Source organism: Bombilactobacillus sp. ESL1187 (assembly GCF_058107155.1).
The window spans coordinates 1,220,103-1,237,439 of sequence record NZ_JBYLTZ010000001.1; the positions used below are offsets into that span (position 1 = coordinate 1,220,103).

At 40.3% G+C, this 17,337-nt stretch carries 15 protein-coding genes and 1 tRNA gene; all 16 read left to right on the plus strand.

Annotated elements, in window-relative coordinates:
* Window positions 1-10 precede the first annotated feature (10 nt).
* The 16 genes from AC3B5B_RS05700 to AC3B5B_RS05775 all read left to right on the plus strand — a co-directional run bounded on the left by AC3B5B_RS05700 (window position 11) and on the right by AC3B5B_RS05775 (window position 17,219).
* Complete coding sequence (locus tag AC3B5B_RS05700) at window positions 11-439, plus strand: hypothetical protein (protein ID WP_489758202.1); 429 nt, start codon at window positions 11-13, stop codon at window positions 437-439.
* Window positions 440-585: 146 nt separating this feature from the next.
* Window positions 586-671: transfer RNA gene (locus AC3B5B_RS05705), tRNA-Leu, on the plus strand.
* Window positions 672-1,078: 407 nt separating this feature from the next.
* Window positions 1,079-1,279 (plus strand): cold-shock protein, encoded by a 201-nt coding sequence (locus AC3B5B_RS05710; RefSeq protein ID WP_489756232.1) that lies wholly within the window; start codon window positions 1,079-1,081, stop codon window positions 1,277-1,279.
* 91 nt (window positions 1,280-1,370) lie between these two features.
* Entirely contained in the window at window positions 1,371-2,012 is a 642-nt protein-coding gene (locus AC3B5B_RS05715; RefSeq protein WP_489769571.1) for a glycoside hydrolase family 73 protein, read from the plus strand.
* Between the two features lie 65 nt (window positions 2,013-2,077).
* Window positions 2,078-2,653 carry a xanthine phosphoribosyltransferase gene (locus tag AC3B5B_RS05720; RefSeq protein WP_489769572.1) on the plus strand — a complete coding sequence of 192 codons (576 nt, stop codon included), beginning with the start codon at window positions 2,078-2,080 and terminating at the stop codon, window positions 2,651-2,653.
* A gap of 13 nt (window positions 2,654-2,666) precedes the next feature.
* Complete coding sequence (locus AC3B5B_RS05725) at window positions 2,667-3,782, plus strand: ATP-grasp domain-containing protein (protein ID WP_489769573.1); 1,116 nt, start codon at window positions 2,667-2,669, stop codon at window positions 3,780-3,782.
* Window positions 3,783-3,825: 43 nt separating this feature from the next.
* Window positions 3,826-5,124, plus strand: a complete 1,299-nt coding sequence (purB, locus tag AC3B5B_RS05730; RefSeq protein WP_489769574.1) for an adenylosuccinate lyase — start codon at window positions 3,826-3,828, stop codon at window positions 5,122-5,124.
* Window positions 5,125-5,459: 335 nt separating this feature from the next.
* On the plus strand, window positions 5,460-7,706 hold the full coding sequence (gene pcrA, locus AC3B5B_RS05735; protein ID WP_489769575.1) for a DNA helicase PcrA: 2,247 nt from the start codon (window positions 5,460-5,462) through the stop codon (window positions 7,704-7,706).
* A gap of 1 nt (window position 7,707) precedes the next feature.
* Complete coding sequence (ligA, locus tag AC3B5B_RS05740; RefSeq protein WP_489769576.1) at window positions 7,708-9,708, plus strand: NAD-dependent DNA ligase LigA; 2,001 nt, start codon at window positions 7,708-7,710, stop codon at window positions 9,706-9,708.
* Between the two features lie 2 nt (window positions 9,709-9,710).
* Window positions 9,711-10,859, plus strand: a complete 1,149-nt coding sequence (locus AC3B5B_RS05745; protein WP_489769577.1) for a CamS family sex pheromone protein — start codon at window positions 9,711-9,713, stop codon at window positions 10,857-10,859.
* A gap of 49 nt (window positions 10,860-10,908) precedes the next feature.
* A complete protein-coding gene (gene gatC, locus AC3B5B_RS05750; RefSeq protein WP_489769578.1) occupies window positions 10,909-11,205 on the plus strand; it encodes an Asp-tRNA(Asn)/Glu-tRNA(Gln) amidotransferase subunit GatC in 297 nt (98 codons plus the stop codon).
* 1 nt (window position 11,206) lies between these two features.
* Entirely contained in the window at window positions 11,207-12,649 is a 1,443-nt protein-coding gene (gene gatA, locus AC3B5B_RS05755) for an Asp-tRNA(Asn)/Glu-tRNA(Gln) amidotransferase subunit GatA (RefSeq protein WP_489758211.1), read from the plus strand.
* A complete protein-coding gene (gene gatB / locus AC3B5B_RS05760; protein WP_489769579.1) occupies window positions 12,649-14,079 on the plus strand; it encodes an Asp-tRNA(Asn)/Glu-tRNA(Gln) amidotransferase subunit GatB in 1,431 nt (476 codons plus the stop codon). Before gatA ends, gatB begins: the two co-directional genes overlap by 1 nt.
* An 11-nt stretch (window positions 14,080-14,090) precedes the next feature.
* Window positions 14,091-15,080: a diacylglycerol kinase family lipid kinase gene (locus AC3B5B_RS05765; protein ID WP_489758213.1), complete on the plus strand. Its 990-nt coding sequence runs from the start codon at window positions 14,091-14,093 to the stop codon at window positions 15,078-15,080.
* 97 nt (window positions 15,081-15,177) lie between these two features.
* A complete protein-coding gene (rlmD, locus tag AC3B5B_RS05770) occupies window positions 15,178-16,536 on the plus strand; it encodes a 23S rRNA (uracil(1939)-C(5))-methyltransferase RlmD (RefSeq protein WP_489769580.1) in 1,359 nt (452 codons plus the stop codon).
* Window positions 16,537-16,577: 41 nt separating this feature from the next.
* A complete protein-coding gene (locus AC3B5B_RS05775; RefSeq protein ID WP_489769581.1) occupies window positions 16,578-17,219 on the plus strand; it encodes an SAP domain-containing protein in 642 nt (213 codons plus the stop codon).
* The last annotated feature ends 118 nt before the right edge of the window (window positions 17,220-17,337 follow it).

Below are 17,337 nucleotides of genomic sequence, written 5' to 3' on the forward strand. Positions count from 1 at the left end.
AGGCAAAGACATGGTTAATAAAGCACAACAGCGGGCAATCAAGTATGCACAAACATTAAATGATGTTTTACAACGGACGCAGGAAATTCAAGAAGAGTTGAATCCTAAGTTTCAAGAAATTAAAACGGCTTTGCAAAAAAACGAATTAGAGCAAATGCAATCTGCTCATTACTTGGCAATTCAGGGTGATTTTCAGCATGGGACTGATGAATATGCCCAATTAACCCAACAATTAGCCGATTTAAGAGCTCCAGCACGTTTTATGGGCATTCATATGAATTTAGTTCAAGCCTATCAAGCTTATGTTCAAGCTTGCCAGCAAATGATTGATAGTATGAAAGATAATCGTACGGTGGACTTGGATCAATTTCAGCAGTCTGAACAAGATCAAGACCAAGCAACGGCTGAGATTGCTAAGTGTTTACAGCGCTTAGGTTAAGATTTTTTGTTCCAGCTCCCAATTGGAGTTAGATGCCAGTTGCCTCATAAAAATAAAAGATTTGTGTTAATTGATGATAATTTATTTTTGCCGCAGTTGCTTGCAAAATTTGCCCATTCATATTATGATGAATGAGTATTGTTTTTGCGGGCATGGCGGAATTGGCAGACGCGCAAGACTAAGGATCTTGTGGAGAATTATCTCCGTGGAAGTTCGAGTCTTCTTACCCGCATCTTAATTAAAGTAGCTACGGCTACTTTTTTTGTTGTCATATATGAAAATGATTGAACAAAAATCGCTTAATACTCAATTTTTGGCGAATATTTAAACAAGTGGCACTACGACAATTTGGATAAGAATATTATTCACTTTACTAGATTTTTTAATTTTTTGATTGCTGGTTTCTTAATGTGAAGAAGTGGTTCTTGTTAGGCTCTAGGAGCGCAAAGCGCTGTTTAAAGTATGCTTTCCATATTAAAATAAATTTAATAAATTTAGCAAAACTTGATTGATTATCTTTTGTTAGCATGTTAATATAAAGACGTGTTTTTGAATGGTTATGGTTCGATGGTTCATGTGTAACTAACTTCCATATCGGCCACAAAGAAATGCAAAAAGTGTTTTGAGGAGGATGTTCACATGGAACATGGAACAGTAAAATGGTTTAACGCTGAAAAAGGTTATGGTTTTATTACTCGCGAAGATGGTAGTGATGTATTCGTACATTTCTCCGCTATCAACGGTGAAGGCTATAAGACTCTTGAAGAAGGTCAATCAGTTACTTTCGATATCGAAGAAAGTGATCGTGGACCACAAGCAGTTAACGTTAACAAAGACTAAGCTTAAACTCTTAGTGCTGACCAGCCCACGGGCTGGTTTTTTTTTACATAAATCTTGGGTGCATGTTATCATAATTATGAGAAAGATATCGGTGAAAAATTTGGCAAAAAGGCGTAGCCGGGCAACTCAGCAAAATAATTTTGCGAATGGCTTGGTGGCAATTTTAATCTTAGGTTGTGGATTTGTTTTAGCGGTCATAATGATTAATCATTGGCGACAAGAAGTTGTGAACTCGCAGCCGAATATTCAAGTACAGAATCAATTTCGGCAAAAACAGCAATTTATTAAAAAGTTAGCACCAGCGGCTGTGAAATACGGGCAACAGTATCATGTATTACCAAGTGTGACGTTGGCCCAAGCTGTTTTGGAAAGTAATTGGGGGCAAAGTAGTTTGGCTAGTGATTATCATAATTTGTTTGGCGTGAAAGATGACAATCCCCAAGAGTCGCAAGAACTGCAAACTCAAGAGTACCAAAATGGACAGTGGGTCACAGTGACCGCCCGTTTTAAGGTTTATACTAATTTTGAAGCATCCATTGCCGATCATGATGCATTGTTGGCAAACGGTACTACTTGGAATAAGCAGCAATACCAGCAAGTACTAGCGGCTGACAACTATGTCGAGGCGGCACAAAGTTTGCAAAAAGATGGTTATGCTACAGATCCAGATTATGCTAAAAAACTAATCAAAATTATTCAAACTTATAATTTAGATGAATATGATACCAAATAAATTAAAGTATTTCACTAATGCAGTGATAATGGTAATCTTAAAGTAAAGCTTAGGGAGGCACCACAATGCGTGAACTAGAAGAACGAATCAAGCAGGATGGTCGAGTTTTAGGACGAGATGTGCTCAAAGTTGACAGTTTCTTAAATCATCAAATTGATCCGCTGTTAATGCAAAAAATGGGTCAGGCTTTTTATCAGCATTTTCAAAAATTGCCGATTACCAAAATTTTAACTGTTGAATCTTCGGGAATTGCGCCCGCCGTTTTAACGGGCGTTGCTTTTCAAAAGCCAGTGGTTTTTGCTCGGAAGCATCGTTCTATTACAATGAGTTCGGATTTATATGTTGCGGATGTTTACTCCTTTACTAAAAAAGAAACTAATCAAATTAGTATTGCTAAAAAGTTTTTGACTGCTCAAGATCACGTTTTAATTGTGGATGATTTTTTGGCTAATGGACAAGCAGTTTCCGGCTTGACCACGATTATTCAACAAGCAGGGGCGACGTTAGAAGGAATTGGGATTGTCATTGAAAAGACTTTCCAAAAAGGGCGGCAGCTGATTGATGAACAGCAGATTCCGATTCTGTCCTTAGCTAGAATCAGTGGTTTTGAGAACGGAAAGGTAATTTTTGCAGAAGAATGAGGCAGAATTAAGCATGGAATTTATGGAACCGAACAGTAAATTAGGAATTATTCATGGTGGTAGTAGTGATCAGCAATTGGCCATTCAAGCGCAAAATATGGGCTTTCAGGTGACAGTTTTGACTGACCAGCCGAAGCAATGGACTAATGTTGTTAGTAAATTAATCGTGGGTGATTACCACAACTTAGAATTGTTAGAACGCTTGTTTCAAGCTGTGGATTTAGTTTTATATAATGATAGTCAGATCGAATTACCTGATCCGCAACAATTAGCCCAGCCGGAAAAATTAGTTCAAGGTACTGAAATTCTTGATTTGATGCAAGATCGTTATTTAGAACGGTGCTTTTTGAACGAACATAATTTGAATATTACTCCGTATGTCACGGTTGTGAATAAAGCTGACTTACAAATGGCTGTTTCAGAAATTGGGTTTCCATGTCTTTTAAAACCGATTCAACGCGCGGTGGATCCTGACTTTCAAGAAACATTTTATAATCAAGCACAAATTGACAATTATCAATTGCCACAAGGCTCCTTTATTTTGGAATCATTGGTCGATATTCATCAAGAAGTCTTTGCCATGGTTACGAAAGATTACACGGGCGACATTAAAACTTATCCGTTGATCAAGGTTACACGCCCGCAAGGCTTGAAAACGGCTTTAGTTACGAAAACTGATGAAGTCGCTTTGAAACAAGAAGTGCAAGAAATTGCCCAAACCATTGGCAGTCATTTGCATTATCAAGGCTTGTTTGCGATTAAATTGTGTACTACTCATTCGGGAATGCTCTATGTTGAACGGTTATATCCGGGAACTGTGTTTTCGGCGCAAATTTTTGCAGCGGTGACGCAAACCTCTCAGGAAGAATTGTTAATCCGCAGTTTGTGTAATTGGCCCCTGCCTAACTTAACCCCCTGGATGAATGGCTGTGAGTTACAGGTGACTAAACAGCATTTGTCCACAGCGGTGGCTTTGATTCAGCAACATCCACAATGGCAATTAAAATTTAATCATCGTGACTATTCGTCTGCCACAGACCAAACAGAAGTTGGAACTTTAGTGGTTTTTGCGGAAAATGAACAACAATTACTCAATTATGTGAACGCCACAAAGTTGTGGCAGATTTAAAAAATAGTGGTAGCTTTACAGTTAAGGGATAAAGGAGAAGTTCATGGTTATCAAACGGTATCAGAATCCAGCAATGGCCCAAATTTGGAGTGAACAAAATAAATATCAGGCGTGGTTAGAAGTGGAAATTGCCGTTGACCGGGCTTGGAATCGTCTTGGAAAAATTCCGGATGCTGATTTAGCTGCCATTGAACACAACGCTAGCTTTCAAGTAGCGGATATTATCGCAATGGAAAAAATTACGAAGCATGATGTGGTAGCTTTCACACGGACTGTTTCCAAAAGCTTAGGTCCAGAAAAAAAGTGGATTCACTTTGGGGTTACTTCGACAGATGTTGTCGATACAGCATATGGCTATTTGTTAAAACAAGCTAATACTTTGTTGCGCCAAGATTTAGTGGAGTTGTTACACGTAGTGGCTCAAAAAGCGCAACAATATAAAACGACGGTGATGATGGGCCGGACTCATGGTGTTCATGCTGAACCCACCACCTTTGGCTTAGTATTGGCCAATTGGTATTCAGAATTAAAACGCGATTTACAACGGTTTGATCATGCTGCTCAAGGCATTCAAGCCGGGAAGATCAGTGGTGCGGTAGGGACCTTTGCTAACGTGCCTCCCGAAGTCGAACAAATGGTGTGTGCCCAATTAGGTTTGACAGCGCAGGAAATTTCTACACAAGTGTTACCGCGTGATTTGCATGCTGAATATATCATGACGTTGGCTTTGATTGGGGCTTCCTTAGAACGTTTTGCCTTAGAAATTAGACATTTACAACGCACTGAAGTGCGCGAAGTCGAGGAACATTTTGCGCCAGGACAAAAAGGTTCCTCAGCGATGCCTCATAAGCGTAATCCGATTGGTTCAGAAAATATTACGGGTTTAGCACGTGTTTTAAAAGGACATGTTTTTACCGCACTAGAAGATATTGAATTGTGGCATGAGCGGGATATCTCGCACAGCTCAGCGGAACGGATTATTTTGCCAGATTCCACGGAAATTTTGGACTATATGTTACAACGTTTTACTAAAATTTTAAGCAATTTAACCGTTTTTGAAGATAAAATGGCTGCTGATTTAAATGTTACGCATGGCTTGATTTATTCACAACGCGTGTTGTTGAAGTTAATTGATGCGGGGTTAAGTCGGGAGCAAGCCTATGATTTGGTGCAACCCAAGACGGCTCAAGTTTGGGAAGAGCATGTGGACTTTCGGCCGTTACTAGAAGCTGATGAGCAAATTATGCAGTATTTGAGTCCCGCTGATTTAGATGAAGCCTTTGATTATCACTGGCATTTAAAACATATTGATGAAATTTTTACCCGGGTGGGCTTAAACTAGAGTGCTGTTTGACAAAGCTGACTTGTTTGAAAATAAAAAATAATAAATCAAGGTTGGGGTCAATCAGCTTAATGATTGTATGTGATCATTAAGCTGATTGAATTGAAAAAGCCAGCAGTTCAGTTCAGCTTGAACTGTCAGCTGACTTTTAGCCCAACCTCTTTGTTTGGCATTAACAGCTGCAGAAGATGCTAAATATTGGGAGTTAGACGCACTGAAAAATTTGTGGATAATTTTTGCGATTGTATGATAGATATTCTTTTCGTGTGGCTGGATTGTCCGCGGGAGTTTGCTATAATTGAGACTGTAATTTAGAAAAGAAAAGGAAGAATTTAATGTCAGAAACAGCTATTTTACAGGGACTAAACGATAAACAAAAACAGGCAACAACGACAACAAATGGTCCCTTGTTGGTTTTGGCTGGAGCTGGTAGTGGTAAAACGCGAGTTTTGACACACCGGATTGCTTATTTAATCGAAGAACAAGAGGTTTTGCCGTGGCACATTTTGGCGATTACGTTTACCAATAAAGCCGCGCGCGAAATGCAAGAACGGGTTCAAAAATTGTTAGGTGAACATGCACAAGGAGTTTGGGTCTCAACCTTTCATTCGATGTGTGTGCGAATTTTGCGGCGCGAGGCAGAAGCAATTGGTTATAGTCGCGCTTTTACAATTACAGGTTCATCAGAGCAATTAACTTTGGTGAAGCAAATTTTAAAGCAGTTAAATCTTGATCCCAAAAAATATGATCCGCGGGCTTTATTGAGTGTGATTAGTGGTGCCAAAAATGAGTTACTAACGCCTAAAACTTATGCTCAACAAGCTAATAGTCCGTTTGAAAAAGTCGCTGCCCAAGTTTATGAACAATATCAGGCGCGCTTACAAGATAATCAAAGTATGGATTTTGATGACTTGATTATGCAGACGACGATTTTATTTGAGCAAAATCCGCAAATTTTAGATTCTTATCAAGAAAAGTTTCATTACATTCACGTGGATGAATATCAGGATACGAATGATGCTCAGTATCGCTTAGTTAGTTTGTTAGCAGCCAAATATCAAAATATTTGTGTCGTGGGTGATGGCGATCAGAGTATCTATGGTTGGCGCGGTGCTAACATGGATAATATTTTGAATTTTGAACAGGATTATCCTCAAGCACAAACAATTTTATTGGAACAGAATTACCGCTCGACCAAAGTGATACTACAAGCAGCTAATGATGTGATTTCCAATAATAATAATCGGCAACCGAAGAAATTATGGACAGATAATCCGCAGGGTGAAAAAATTGCTTATTATCGTGCTGCTTCCGAACGGGATGAAGCGTTGTATGTAATTGACCAAATTGTCAAATTACGCCAGGCGGGAGCTTATCAGTTAAAGCAAATGGCCATTTTGTACCGGACTAATGCACAATCGCGAATTTTTGAAGATCAATTGTTAAAGGCGAACCTACCGTACAAAATTATTGGTGGGCACAAATTCTATGATCGCAAAGAAATTCGGGATGTTTTAGCCTACCTACAATTGGTTGCTAATCCTAAAGATTCTTTAAGTTTTCAACGAGTAATTAATGAACCTAAACGCGGGATTGGACAGGGCTCCTTGGCGAAGTTGCAGCAAGCTGCCGATCAAAAACAAATTAGTTTGTTAGAAGCAGCTTTCAATGCTGATACCATTACAGGCTTATCAGGTAAAGTTAAACTCAACCTGCAAAATTTTGCGCAGATGATTCACAAGTTGCAACAACCCAAAGCTTACGCCAACATGACTGATTTAATGCAAGCGGTACTTGAACAAAGTGGCTATGTGGCTAACTTAGAGCGGCAAGATAGCCTTGAGGCCCAAACGCGTTTAGAAAATATTCAAGAATTATTAACGGTGACACAAGATTTTGATCAAAATTATGAGCCAGAGGATGAAGCAGCTGATTTTCTGGTCGATTTTTTAGCAGAATTAGCGTTAGTGAGCAGTGAAGATACGGAAGCTGACCAAAGTGATCAGCTGACGTTGTTAACATTACACGCGGCAAAAGGTTTGGAATTTCCAGTAGTCTTTTTAGTGGGCATGGAAGAAGGAATTTTTCCTTTAAGTCGCTCACTGAATGATGCTGAGCAACTGGAAGAAGAACGGCGGTTGGCTTATGTCGGCATTACCCGGGCACAGGAACGACTATATTTGACCAGTGCCTGGTCCAGAATGTTATATGGTCGTACCCAGAGTAATCCTCAATCGCGATTCGTTGACGAAATTACCCCTGATTTATTAGAACAAAAAGCTGTGCAGCCGCAAGCTAATACGACGCAATACCCGTTTGATCAACGTCGTTCTATTCGTCGGCCACGTAAACCTCAACAACACCCACAGGCTCCGAGTGTGGCGAATCAAAGTGCTGCTGGTCAAGTACATTGGCAAATTGGTCAACAGGTGCAGCATAAAGCTTGGGGCATTGGGACGATTGTAAAAGTTACGGGACAAGGCGAAAGCGCCGAGTTAGATATTGCCTTTGAACAACCGACCGGCATTAAACGCTTATTAGCTGAGTTTGCCCCGATTAAAAAAATTGAGTCAGGAGAATGATATGGATCAATCTACAGCTCAAGAGCAATTAACTAAGTTACGCACACAACTGAATCAGGAGCGGGCAGCTTACTATACTAAAGATGCCCCCTTAGTTGAAGATTATGTTTATGATCAACAATATGAACAATTATTACAATTAGAACAGCAGTTTCCCCAATTAGTAACGCCAGATTCTCCTAGTCAATTGGTCGGCGATGCTGTTTTACCAGAATTTTCAAAAGTTAATCATGCCATTCCGATGTTATCAATGGGTGATGTTTTTTCGTTTGAAGAGCTGCAAACTTTTAATAATCGTTTAAAAATGGCTTTAGGTCATCCTGTAGATTATTGCGTGGAGTTAAAGATTGATGGCTTGGCGTTATCACTGCGCTATGAACAAGGAAAATTAGTCCAAGCTTCCACCCGTGGTGATGGTCAAGTAGGTGAAGACGTGACAGCTAATGTGCGAACAATTAGTGATATTCCTCAGACTTTAGCTCAGCCTTTGGATCTGGAAGTTCGTGGTGAATGCTACATGTCCAAGGCTGCTTTTCAACAATTAAATCAAAAGCGTGATCAAAACGGCGCTAGTGCTTTTGCCAATCCGCGCAATGCTGCTGCGGGTAGCTTACGGCAATTGGATGCACAAGTCACGAAACAACGGCAATTAAGCACTTTTATCTACACTTTGATGCAACCGCAAGCTTTAGCTGTGAATAATCAAGCCCAAGCTTTGACGACAATGCAAGATTTGGGCTTTCAAACGAATCCTGACCATTTTGTCAGTCATGACTTAGAAGGCGTGCAAGATTTTATTGCTAAATACCAAGAATTACGGACTGATTTACCCTATGGCATTGACGGAGTAGTTTTAAAAGTCAATGACCTCCAAGCCCAAGCAACTCTGGGTAATACGGTCAAAGTTCCACGGTGGGAAATTGCTTATAAATTTCCCCCCGAGCAAGCTAAAACGCGGATTAATGAGATTGTCTGGACTGTGGGGCGGACAGGTGTGGTGACACCGACTGCTGTGATGGATCCTGTACAATTGGCGGGCACGACAGTGGCGCGGGCCACGTTGCATAATCCAGATTTAATTAAACAAAAAGATATTCGCTTGCATGACGTGGTATTGCTTCATAAAGCGGGGGATATTATTCCCGAAGTTTCGCAAGTTTTGGTTGATCAGCGTTCTCGTGATAGTCAACCATACGTCATTCCACAACAATGTCCTTCTTGTCAATCACAACTGGTGCATCTGGAAGAAGAAGTAGCTTTACGTTGTATTAATCCAATGTGTCCGGCGCAGGTGCAAGAGGGCTTAACTCATTTTGCATCACGGAATGCCATGGACATTACAGGTTTAGGCCCGAAAATTATCCAACAGTTGTGGCAAAAACACTTAGTACGCGATGTCGCTGATTTGTACCGGCTAACAGCCAGTGACTTGACGGAAATTCCGGGTTTTAAAGATAAATCCATTCATAATTTGTTAACAGCTATTGACCGCTCGAAAGCTAATTCCTTAGAACGCTTATTATATGGTTTAGGGATTCGCCATGTTGGTGCGAAAGCGGCGTTATTATTAGCACAAAATTTTCAAACTTTAACCGCGTTGATGGCTGCTTCCAAAGAGCAAATTGCGCAGATTGCAACTTTAGGGGAGATTATTGCGGACAGTGTGACTGTTTATTTCCAAAATCCGAAAGTGCAACAACTAGTTACAGAATTAGCCAAGTTACAAGTCAATTTAACTTATCAAACTGCTGGTGCTTCAAGTGATAATACCATCTTTAATGGTAAAACAATTGTCTTGACGGGCTCTTTGCAACACTATACGCGGGCGCAATTGACGACACAACTAGAACATTTGGGAGCGCATGTTACTAGTTCCGTTTCCAAAAAAACCGATATTTTAATTGCTGGTGCAAAAGCGGGTAGTAAATTAACGAAGGCTCGGCAATTAGGAGTAGCTATTTGGGATGAAAGCCAATTACAACAACAACTTGAGGAAGTGTAAATATGCCAAAAAATAAGATTGCGGGGATTATTACTGTCGTTTTGACAACGTTATTATTAGCTGGTTGTGGTAACTTAAATAATTCCACTTTGTCTTCACATAGTAATGAAAAAAGCAGTAAGATGACGACTACCGGGGCTTCGAAAACCGGACAATATAGTACCTTACTGAACAATGGCAAGTATCATACCAGTCCGATTGCCGGTTTAACGGCTGATAGCGATAGTGATAATGATGGTAATCAAGCAGCCTTTGAAAGTGGCCTACTGGATATTTCGAAGAAAGAATTTTCTACTGATCGTTACTCTTTTCAGGAAGGTAAAATTATTTCGGCCAAAACGGCCCAAAATTGGTTAGATCGTAAATCAGCCAAAAATCCGATGGGATTAAATCCGGAAGATAATGGTTCACTAGAGCCCGATAAGCGCAATCCTATTTACCTGCAGCAATTATTGGAACAGGATTTTTATACACAGAATGATAAAAGTTATACTTTATCCGGTGTGACAATTGGCTTGGCAATGAATGACGTCGATTATTATACTAAGGAAAAGTATGGTGCTCAGTTTGAAACGAAAATTACCCCGGAACAGCGCTTAGCGCAGGGGAAGAAAATGGCCGATGAGATTGTTACGCGCTTACGCCAAAAAGCCAGTTTAAAAAATGTGCCTATTACAGTTGGTTTGTATAAACAAAATGTGAATGACTCGCTAGTCGGAGGGACTTTCTTTAGTTATGGTGTAAGTCAGCCGAAGCAAAAGCAAGTTGCTGACTGGAAAGCTATTAAACAACAAAATCAAGTTTGGCCGGTGGTTAATGATGAATCACCGATTAATAGTAGCGATGCCGATAGCTTCTCTAACTTTAAGAACCATGTGCAAAGTTATTTCCCTAATTTAAGTGGGGTAACTGCGCAGGCTCATTATCAGGATGGTTCCTTACAAGGACTAGCTATTACAATTACGACTCAATTCTACGGTGTGGCACAGATCAATAGTTTCACGCAATTTGTCCAAGATTCAGCTAATCGATATTTACCACAACAACCAGCCGTAGAAATTAAAATTCAAACCGTTCAGGATTTGCAGTCGTTGTTAACAAAAGATTATAATAGTAAACAGTATAGCAGTCATGTTTTGACTTCTTATTAAAGTTAGAGAGCTCATTTATTAAATATTGTGTTTATGAAGGGATGATTTAATGCTTGATAAAGAATTAGTGCGCCATGTGGCTGACTTATCAAAGTTAGAATTTGATGATGCCAGTTTAGAACATTTTACGGTGCAGTTAGACGACATTATTCGAATGGAAGATGAATTAAATCAAGTGGACACGGCAGGAGTTGCGCCAACGACGCATATTGCACGGCAAGAGAGTACTTTTCGACTTGATGAGCCCCAAGAAGGTCCGGGTCGCGACACACTTTTAAAAAATGTTCCAGAACAAGAGAGTGGCTTTATTAAAGTGCCATCAATGTTAAATCAGGGGGACAAGTAACGTGAATTATTTTGATGAAACAATTGCGACGCTCCATCAAAAACTGGCTACGAAACAAATTAGTAGTCAAGAGTTAGTACAAGCAACTTTAGAAAATATCCAGGCACTGAATCCACAGTTGAATTCCTTTATTACTGTCAATGACGCTGCAGCCCAATTGGCACCAGTAGCGGTGGGTCCTGATGAAACCTTAAAGGGAATTCCGTTGGCCATTAAGGATAATATTTTAACTAAGGGCATGACCACGACTGCTGCTAGTAAAATTTTAAATAATTTTGTGCCAACTTATGATGCCACGGTGACGCAAAAAGCGTTTGAGGCTGGTTTAATTAATATTGGTAAAACCAATATGGATGAATTTGCGATGGGTTCTTCCAGTGAAACATCTTATTTTGGACCCGTTAAAAATGCTTGGAATACGCAAAAGGTTCCCGGCGGTTCTTCTGGTGGTTCGGCCTCGGCAGTGGCTTCAGGTCAAGTTATTGCTGCTTTAGGAACTGATACTGGTGGTTCCGTGCGCCAGCCGGCTTCCTTTAATGGCGTTTTTGGAATTAAACCGACTTATGGTCGCGTTTCGCGTTGGGGCGTGATTGCCTTTAGTTCAAGTTTGGATCAAGTGGGCGTTTTGTCACGCCACGTGGCTGACTCAGCTCAAGTTTTACAAGCGATCAGTGGTTTTGATCAACATGATAATACAAGTACCCAACAACCAGTGCCTGATTGGAACATTCAAGCTGATGTGCGTGGCTTAAAAGTTGCCGTTCCCGAAGAGTTTATGGGTGAAGGTGTCGATGAACAAGTCAAAGCGCAAGTTGAACGGGGCATTCGCATTTTAGAACAAAATGGTGCCACGATTGATACCGTCCAATTACCACATGCGCAATATGCGGTGCAAGTTTATTATATTATTGCATCAAGTGAAGCTTCTTCTAACTTACAACGCTATGATGGCATTCGGTATGGTTATCGAGCACAAGATGTTCATAACTTGGATGATGTTTACGTTAAGTCACGTAGTGAAGGTTTTGGTGATGAAGTTAAGCGCCGGATTATGTTAGGTAGTTTTGCTTTATCAGCTGGGTACTATGATGCTTATTTTAATAAGGCGGCACAGGTGCGGACATTAATTATGGATGATTTTAATAAAGTCTTTCAAGATTATGATTTAATCGTAGGACCTACCGCACCAACAACGGCCTTTGACTTAGGGAGTCGGATTGAAGATCCAGTAGTTATGTACATGAACGATATTTTGACTATTCCGGCCAACTTAGCTGGTTTACCAGCAGCTTCAGTGCCTGTGGGATTAGCTGAAGGAATGCCAGTGGGCTTACAGATGATTGCTAAGCCTTTTGCAGAACAAACTATTTTTAATGCTGCCCAAGTTGTCGAAGATGAATCAGCATTTTTACAGCAACGTCCACAGTTAGGAGGCAATAATTAATGAACTTTGAAACGACAATTGGCCTAGAAGTGCACGTGGAACTCAAAACAAAATCCAAGATGTTTAGTCCCGCTCCCGTTTCCTATGGTGCTAGTCCCAATACGATGACTAATGTGATTGACTTTGGGATGCCGGGAACCTTGCCGACCGTTAACCAAAATGCTTACCGTCTAGGAGTTATGGTTGCTTTAGCTTTGAATGCGGAAGTTGAACACCATACGCATTTTGATCGGAAGAATTACTTTTATCCAGATAATCCCAAAGCTTATCAAATTACGCAAAAAGAAAAACCGTTGGCTCATGATGGCTGGATTGAAATTGAAGTTAATGGACACAAGAAAAAAATTGGTATTGAAGAAATGCATGTTGAAGAAGATGCTGGTAAAAATACCCATGCGGATGATGGTTACTCGTATGTTGACTTGAATCGGCAAGGTACACCATTAATTGAAATTGTGTCCAAGCCTGATATTGCTTCACCAGAAGAGGCTTATGCTTATTTAGAAAAATTGCGGCAAATTGTCCAATTTACTGGTGCTTCAGATGTCAAAATGGAAGAAGGCTCCATGCGGGTGGATACTAATATTTCTATTCGCCCCATTGGCTCAGATAAATTAGGCCAAAAAGTTGAATTAAAGAACTTAAACTCGTTTAGACATGTGTTAAATGGTTTAGCTTTTGAAACCAAGCGGCAATCCGAGGTTTTAATGGCAGGGGGTTCAGTGGCGCAGGAAACGCGGCGTTACGATGAGGCCACAGCTTCAACGATTTTGATGCGGGTCAAGGAAGGCTCCGATGATTATCGTTATTTCCCAGAACCAGATTTGCCAGATTATCATATTACTAGTGAATGGATTGAACAAATTAAACAAGCCATTCCAGAAATGCCTGATAAAAGACGGCAACGCTATATTGACGAATTGGGCATTCCAGAATACGATGCGGGTGTTCTAACAGATACCAAAGAAATGTCAGATTTCTTTGATCAAACCGTCGCTTTAGGTGCTGATGCCAAGCAAGTTTCTAATTGGTTGATGGTCAATGTCAATGCTTATTTGAACGAAAACGATTTGGATTTGGCGCAAACGAAGTTGACACCGCAAAACTTAGCGACAATGATTAATTTAGTTAAAGATGGCACGATTTCTTCGAAAATTGCGAAGAAAGTTTTTGCAGAAACGATTGCTAACGGAACTGAACCGAAGGCGTTCGTTGAGGCTAAGGGAATGGTTCAAGAATCTGATCCTAACGTGTTGACACCAATTATTAATCAAATTTTGGATGATAATGAACAATCAATCGTTGATTTTAAAAATGGTAAAGATCGGGCTATCGGCTTTCTAGTTGGTCAGATTATGAAACAAACGCGTGGTAAGGCTAACCCTAAGATGGTGAACCAAATTTTAAATGCAGAAATCAAAAAACGCTAAGAGGTTAATGAATGAAAGCTCGGTTGATTTATAATCCAACCTCGGGAAATGAAACAATTTTAAAAAGTGTTGCGGGCATTTTAAATGTGTTGGAAGAAGCGGGGTATGAAGCGAGTGCTTTTCAAACGACGCCAGAACCGTTATCTGCCCAAAAAGAAGCCCAGCGGGCAGCTTTAGCAGGGTTTGATTTAATTGTGGCTGCTGGGGGCGATGGAACCTTAAACGAAGTGGTGAACGGCATTTCACCATTAGATAAGCGCCCGCCCATGGCAGTGATTCCTGGTGGGACAACGAATGATTATGCGCGGGCTTTGAAAATTCCCCGCAATGATCCCGTAGCTGCGGCCCGCGTCATTTTAAAAAAGCAATTATTGCCAATGGATATTGGCAAAGCAGGCGACCACTATTTTATGAATATTGCTGGTGGAGGCTCCATCTCGGAAGTGACTTATGAAGTACCGTCAGAATATAAGTCCATTTTGGGGTATTTAGCTTACTTAGTTAAAGGCGCTGAGATGTTGCCCCGAATCAAACCAATTAACATGCATATTGAGTATGACGATGGCGTCTATGATGGTGATGTGACACTGTTCTTATCGGGATTGACGAATTCCGTTGGTGGCTTTGAGCAAGTTGCTCCCGATGCAGAATTGGGTGATGGTAAGGCATCTTTGTTAATTGTTAAAGGCGCCAATATTGCCGAAATTCTAGTGTTAATTGCCAAAGCTTTGAATGGCGGTAAGCATATTGATGATCCAAAGATTATTTATACTAAAACCAAAAAGCTTTTTGTTCGCCCCAATGATGATCAGCGGATTATGATTAATTTGGATGGCGAATATGGTGGTGACGCACCGATGGAGATCAAGGTTTTACGGCACCATATTCAAATTTTTGCCGATATTGATGCCATCCCGGATCACTCGTTAAATACAGAAACGCCTGATGAAAAGCAAGCTGAAGAACAGTTTGTTCAAGGTGTTAATTCATTAAAAGAATAACTATTAAAGTTGTCTCGAAGTTGTTAGACTTCAACTCAGCAAATGTTTTTGTTGGGGGAGACAACTTTTTTAGTCAAATTAGGTAAAAGGAAAAATTATGCAAACAACCAATTTAAAAAAGAATCAAGTTGTGACGTTGGAGATTTTAGATTTGTCCTATGAAGGCTTAGGCGTGGCTAAAGTTGACGGCTACTCGTTATTTGTGGAAAATGCCTTGCCACAAGAGCAGGTTAAAGCAGTAGTCACGAAGGTAGGCCGCAAGTTTGGTTTTGCTAAAACTTTAGAAGTTTTACAAGCTTCACCAGATCGGGTGAGCCAATACGATCCCAAATATATTCAAACGGGTATTGCACCGCTCATTCATTGGCGTTATGAGCGGCAGTTAGAATTTAAACGGCAACAAGTGGTGAATAATTTTCAAAAGCATCATTTAGACATCGCCGTTCAACCGACCGTGGGGGCAAAGCAGCCGCTAGGTTATCGCAATAAGGCACAGATTCCAGTACGGACGCTTCAAGGTCAAGCCACGACCGGTTTCTTTCGCAGTCGCTCCCATGATTTAGTGCCATTAGATGATTATTTGATTCAAGCGCCAGCAATTGATGCGGAAATTAATCAAATTCGGGACTTATTACGACAATTTGGTTTACAAGGCTACGATGAGATACACAATCGTGGTCAAGTGCGCCATATCATGGTGCGGCGCTCTGCAACAACTGGTGAGCTGTTGGTAGTGTTGGTCGTTATGTCTGATAAAATGAAACAGTTGCCACAGTTATGTAAAGCAATTATGCAAAATGCTACTGTTAAGTCTTTGTATTTAAATATCAATGCGAAGAAAACGAACGTGATTTTGGGTTCGAAGTTTGAATTAGTAGCAGGTCAAAGTTATATTACGGATCAAATTTTAGGAAAAGAATTTCGCATTTCGCCGCAATCTTTTTACCAAGTTAATCCGGAGCAAACGCAAAAATTATATCAATTAGCGATTGACGCAGCAGCTTTAACGGGACAAGAAATCGTTGTGGATGCTTATTCTGGGATTGGAACGATTGGTTTGAGTTTAGCCGACAAGGCGCAGCAAGTGATTGGCATTGAAGTAGTCAAACAAGCCGTGCACGATGCGCAAGTTAATGCCGCGATTAATCAAATTGATAATGCCCAATTTATTGTTGGTAAGACAGAAGATGTCTTACAAAAATGGGCACAAGAACAACGCCCAATTGACGTGTTAGTGGTGGACCCACCACGCAAAGGCTTAGATGCTAGCTTAATTGAGAGTATTCACAGCTTAAAACCCCAGCGTATCGTTTATATCAGTTGTAACCCAGCTACGCTGGCTCGCGATGTAGATTTATTACGTACGGATTATCAAGCCAAAATTAGCACTCCAGTCGACATGTTTCCAATGACTAAGCACGTGGAAAGTGTTACCCGGTTAGAGCGAATTAATTAATTGGGTTAGGTTCAAAAGTTCTGTATGAGGAGGAACAATGAATGGATCAACGACCAGAATTTAGTTCCCAGTTAACTAGTACAACTTTTTTGCAATATTATTGGTATAAGCAAGAATTACAATCTTTTTGTCGTCAATATCACTTACCGACTTATGGGACTAAGGCTGAATTAACCCAATATTTAGTCCAATTTTTAGATGGAATACCAGTAGCACTGATTAAACCGCGACGTAAAGTTCAATCTAATAATTTAAAATGGCAAGATTTGCAGCCGACGACTAAATTGTTAGATAGTGGTTTTACCTTGAATAATGAAGCCCGGAAATTTTTTGCGCAGTATTTTGGAGTGGCAAAGTTTTCGTTTAAAAAGGCGATGGCTATTAAGCTGCGTTCTGTTCAGCTTGAGCAGGATCATGAGGCAACGGTTCAAGATTTAATTGATGCTTATCAAACTCCGTCTTGTACGGTTGTTACGGCTGAAGAACAGACCTATCAATGGAATAACTTTGTAAAAGATTTTTGCCAAGATCCATTAACAAAAGATTACCAGCCTAAAATGAAAGTAGCTGCCATTTTGTGGCAACACGTTAAACAACGGCGGGGTTCTAAAAAATATCGGTCAAAATTATTGGCAGAATTTGCGGCGGAAATTAAGAATTATCAAAAGGCTGGAACAGCATAAAAGAGAAAAAATTGCGCCCTCAAAAATCTTTAACTAGGGTGTCATGCTGTGGTTTGGGTTACTATGTCGATAAAGTAAAGCAATGACACAAAATTTTGGCGTAAAAACTCTGGATTTA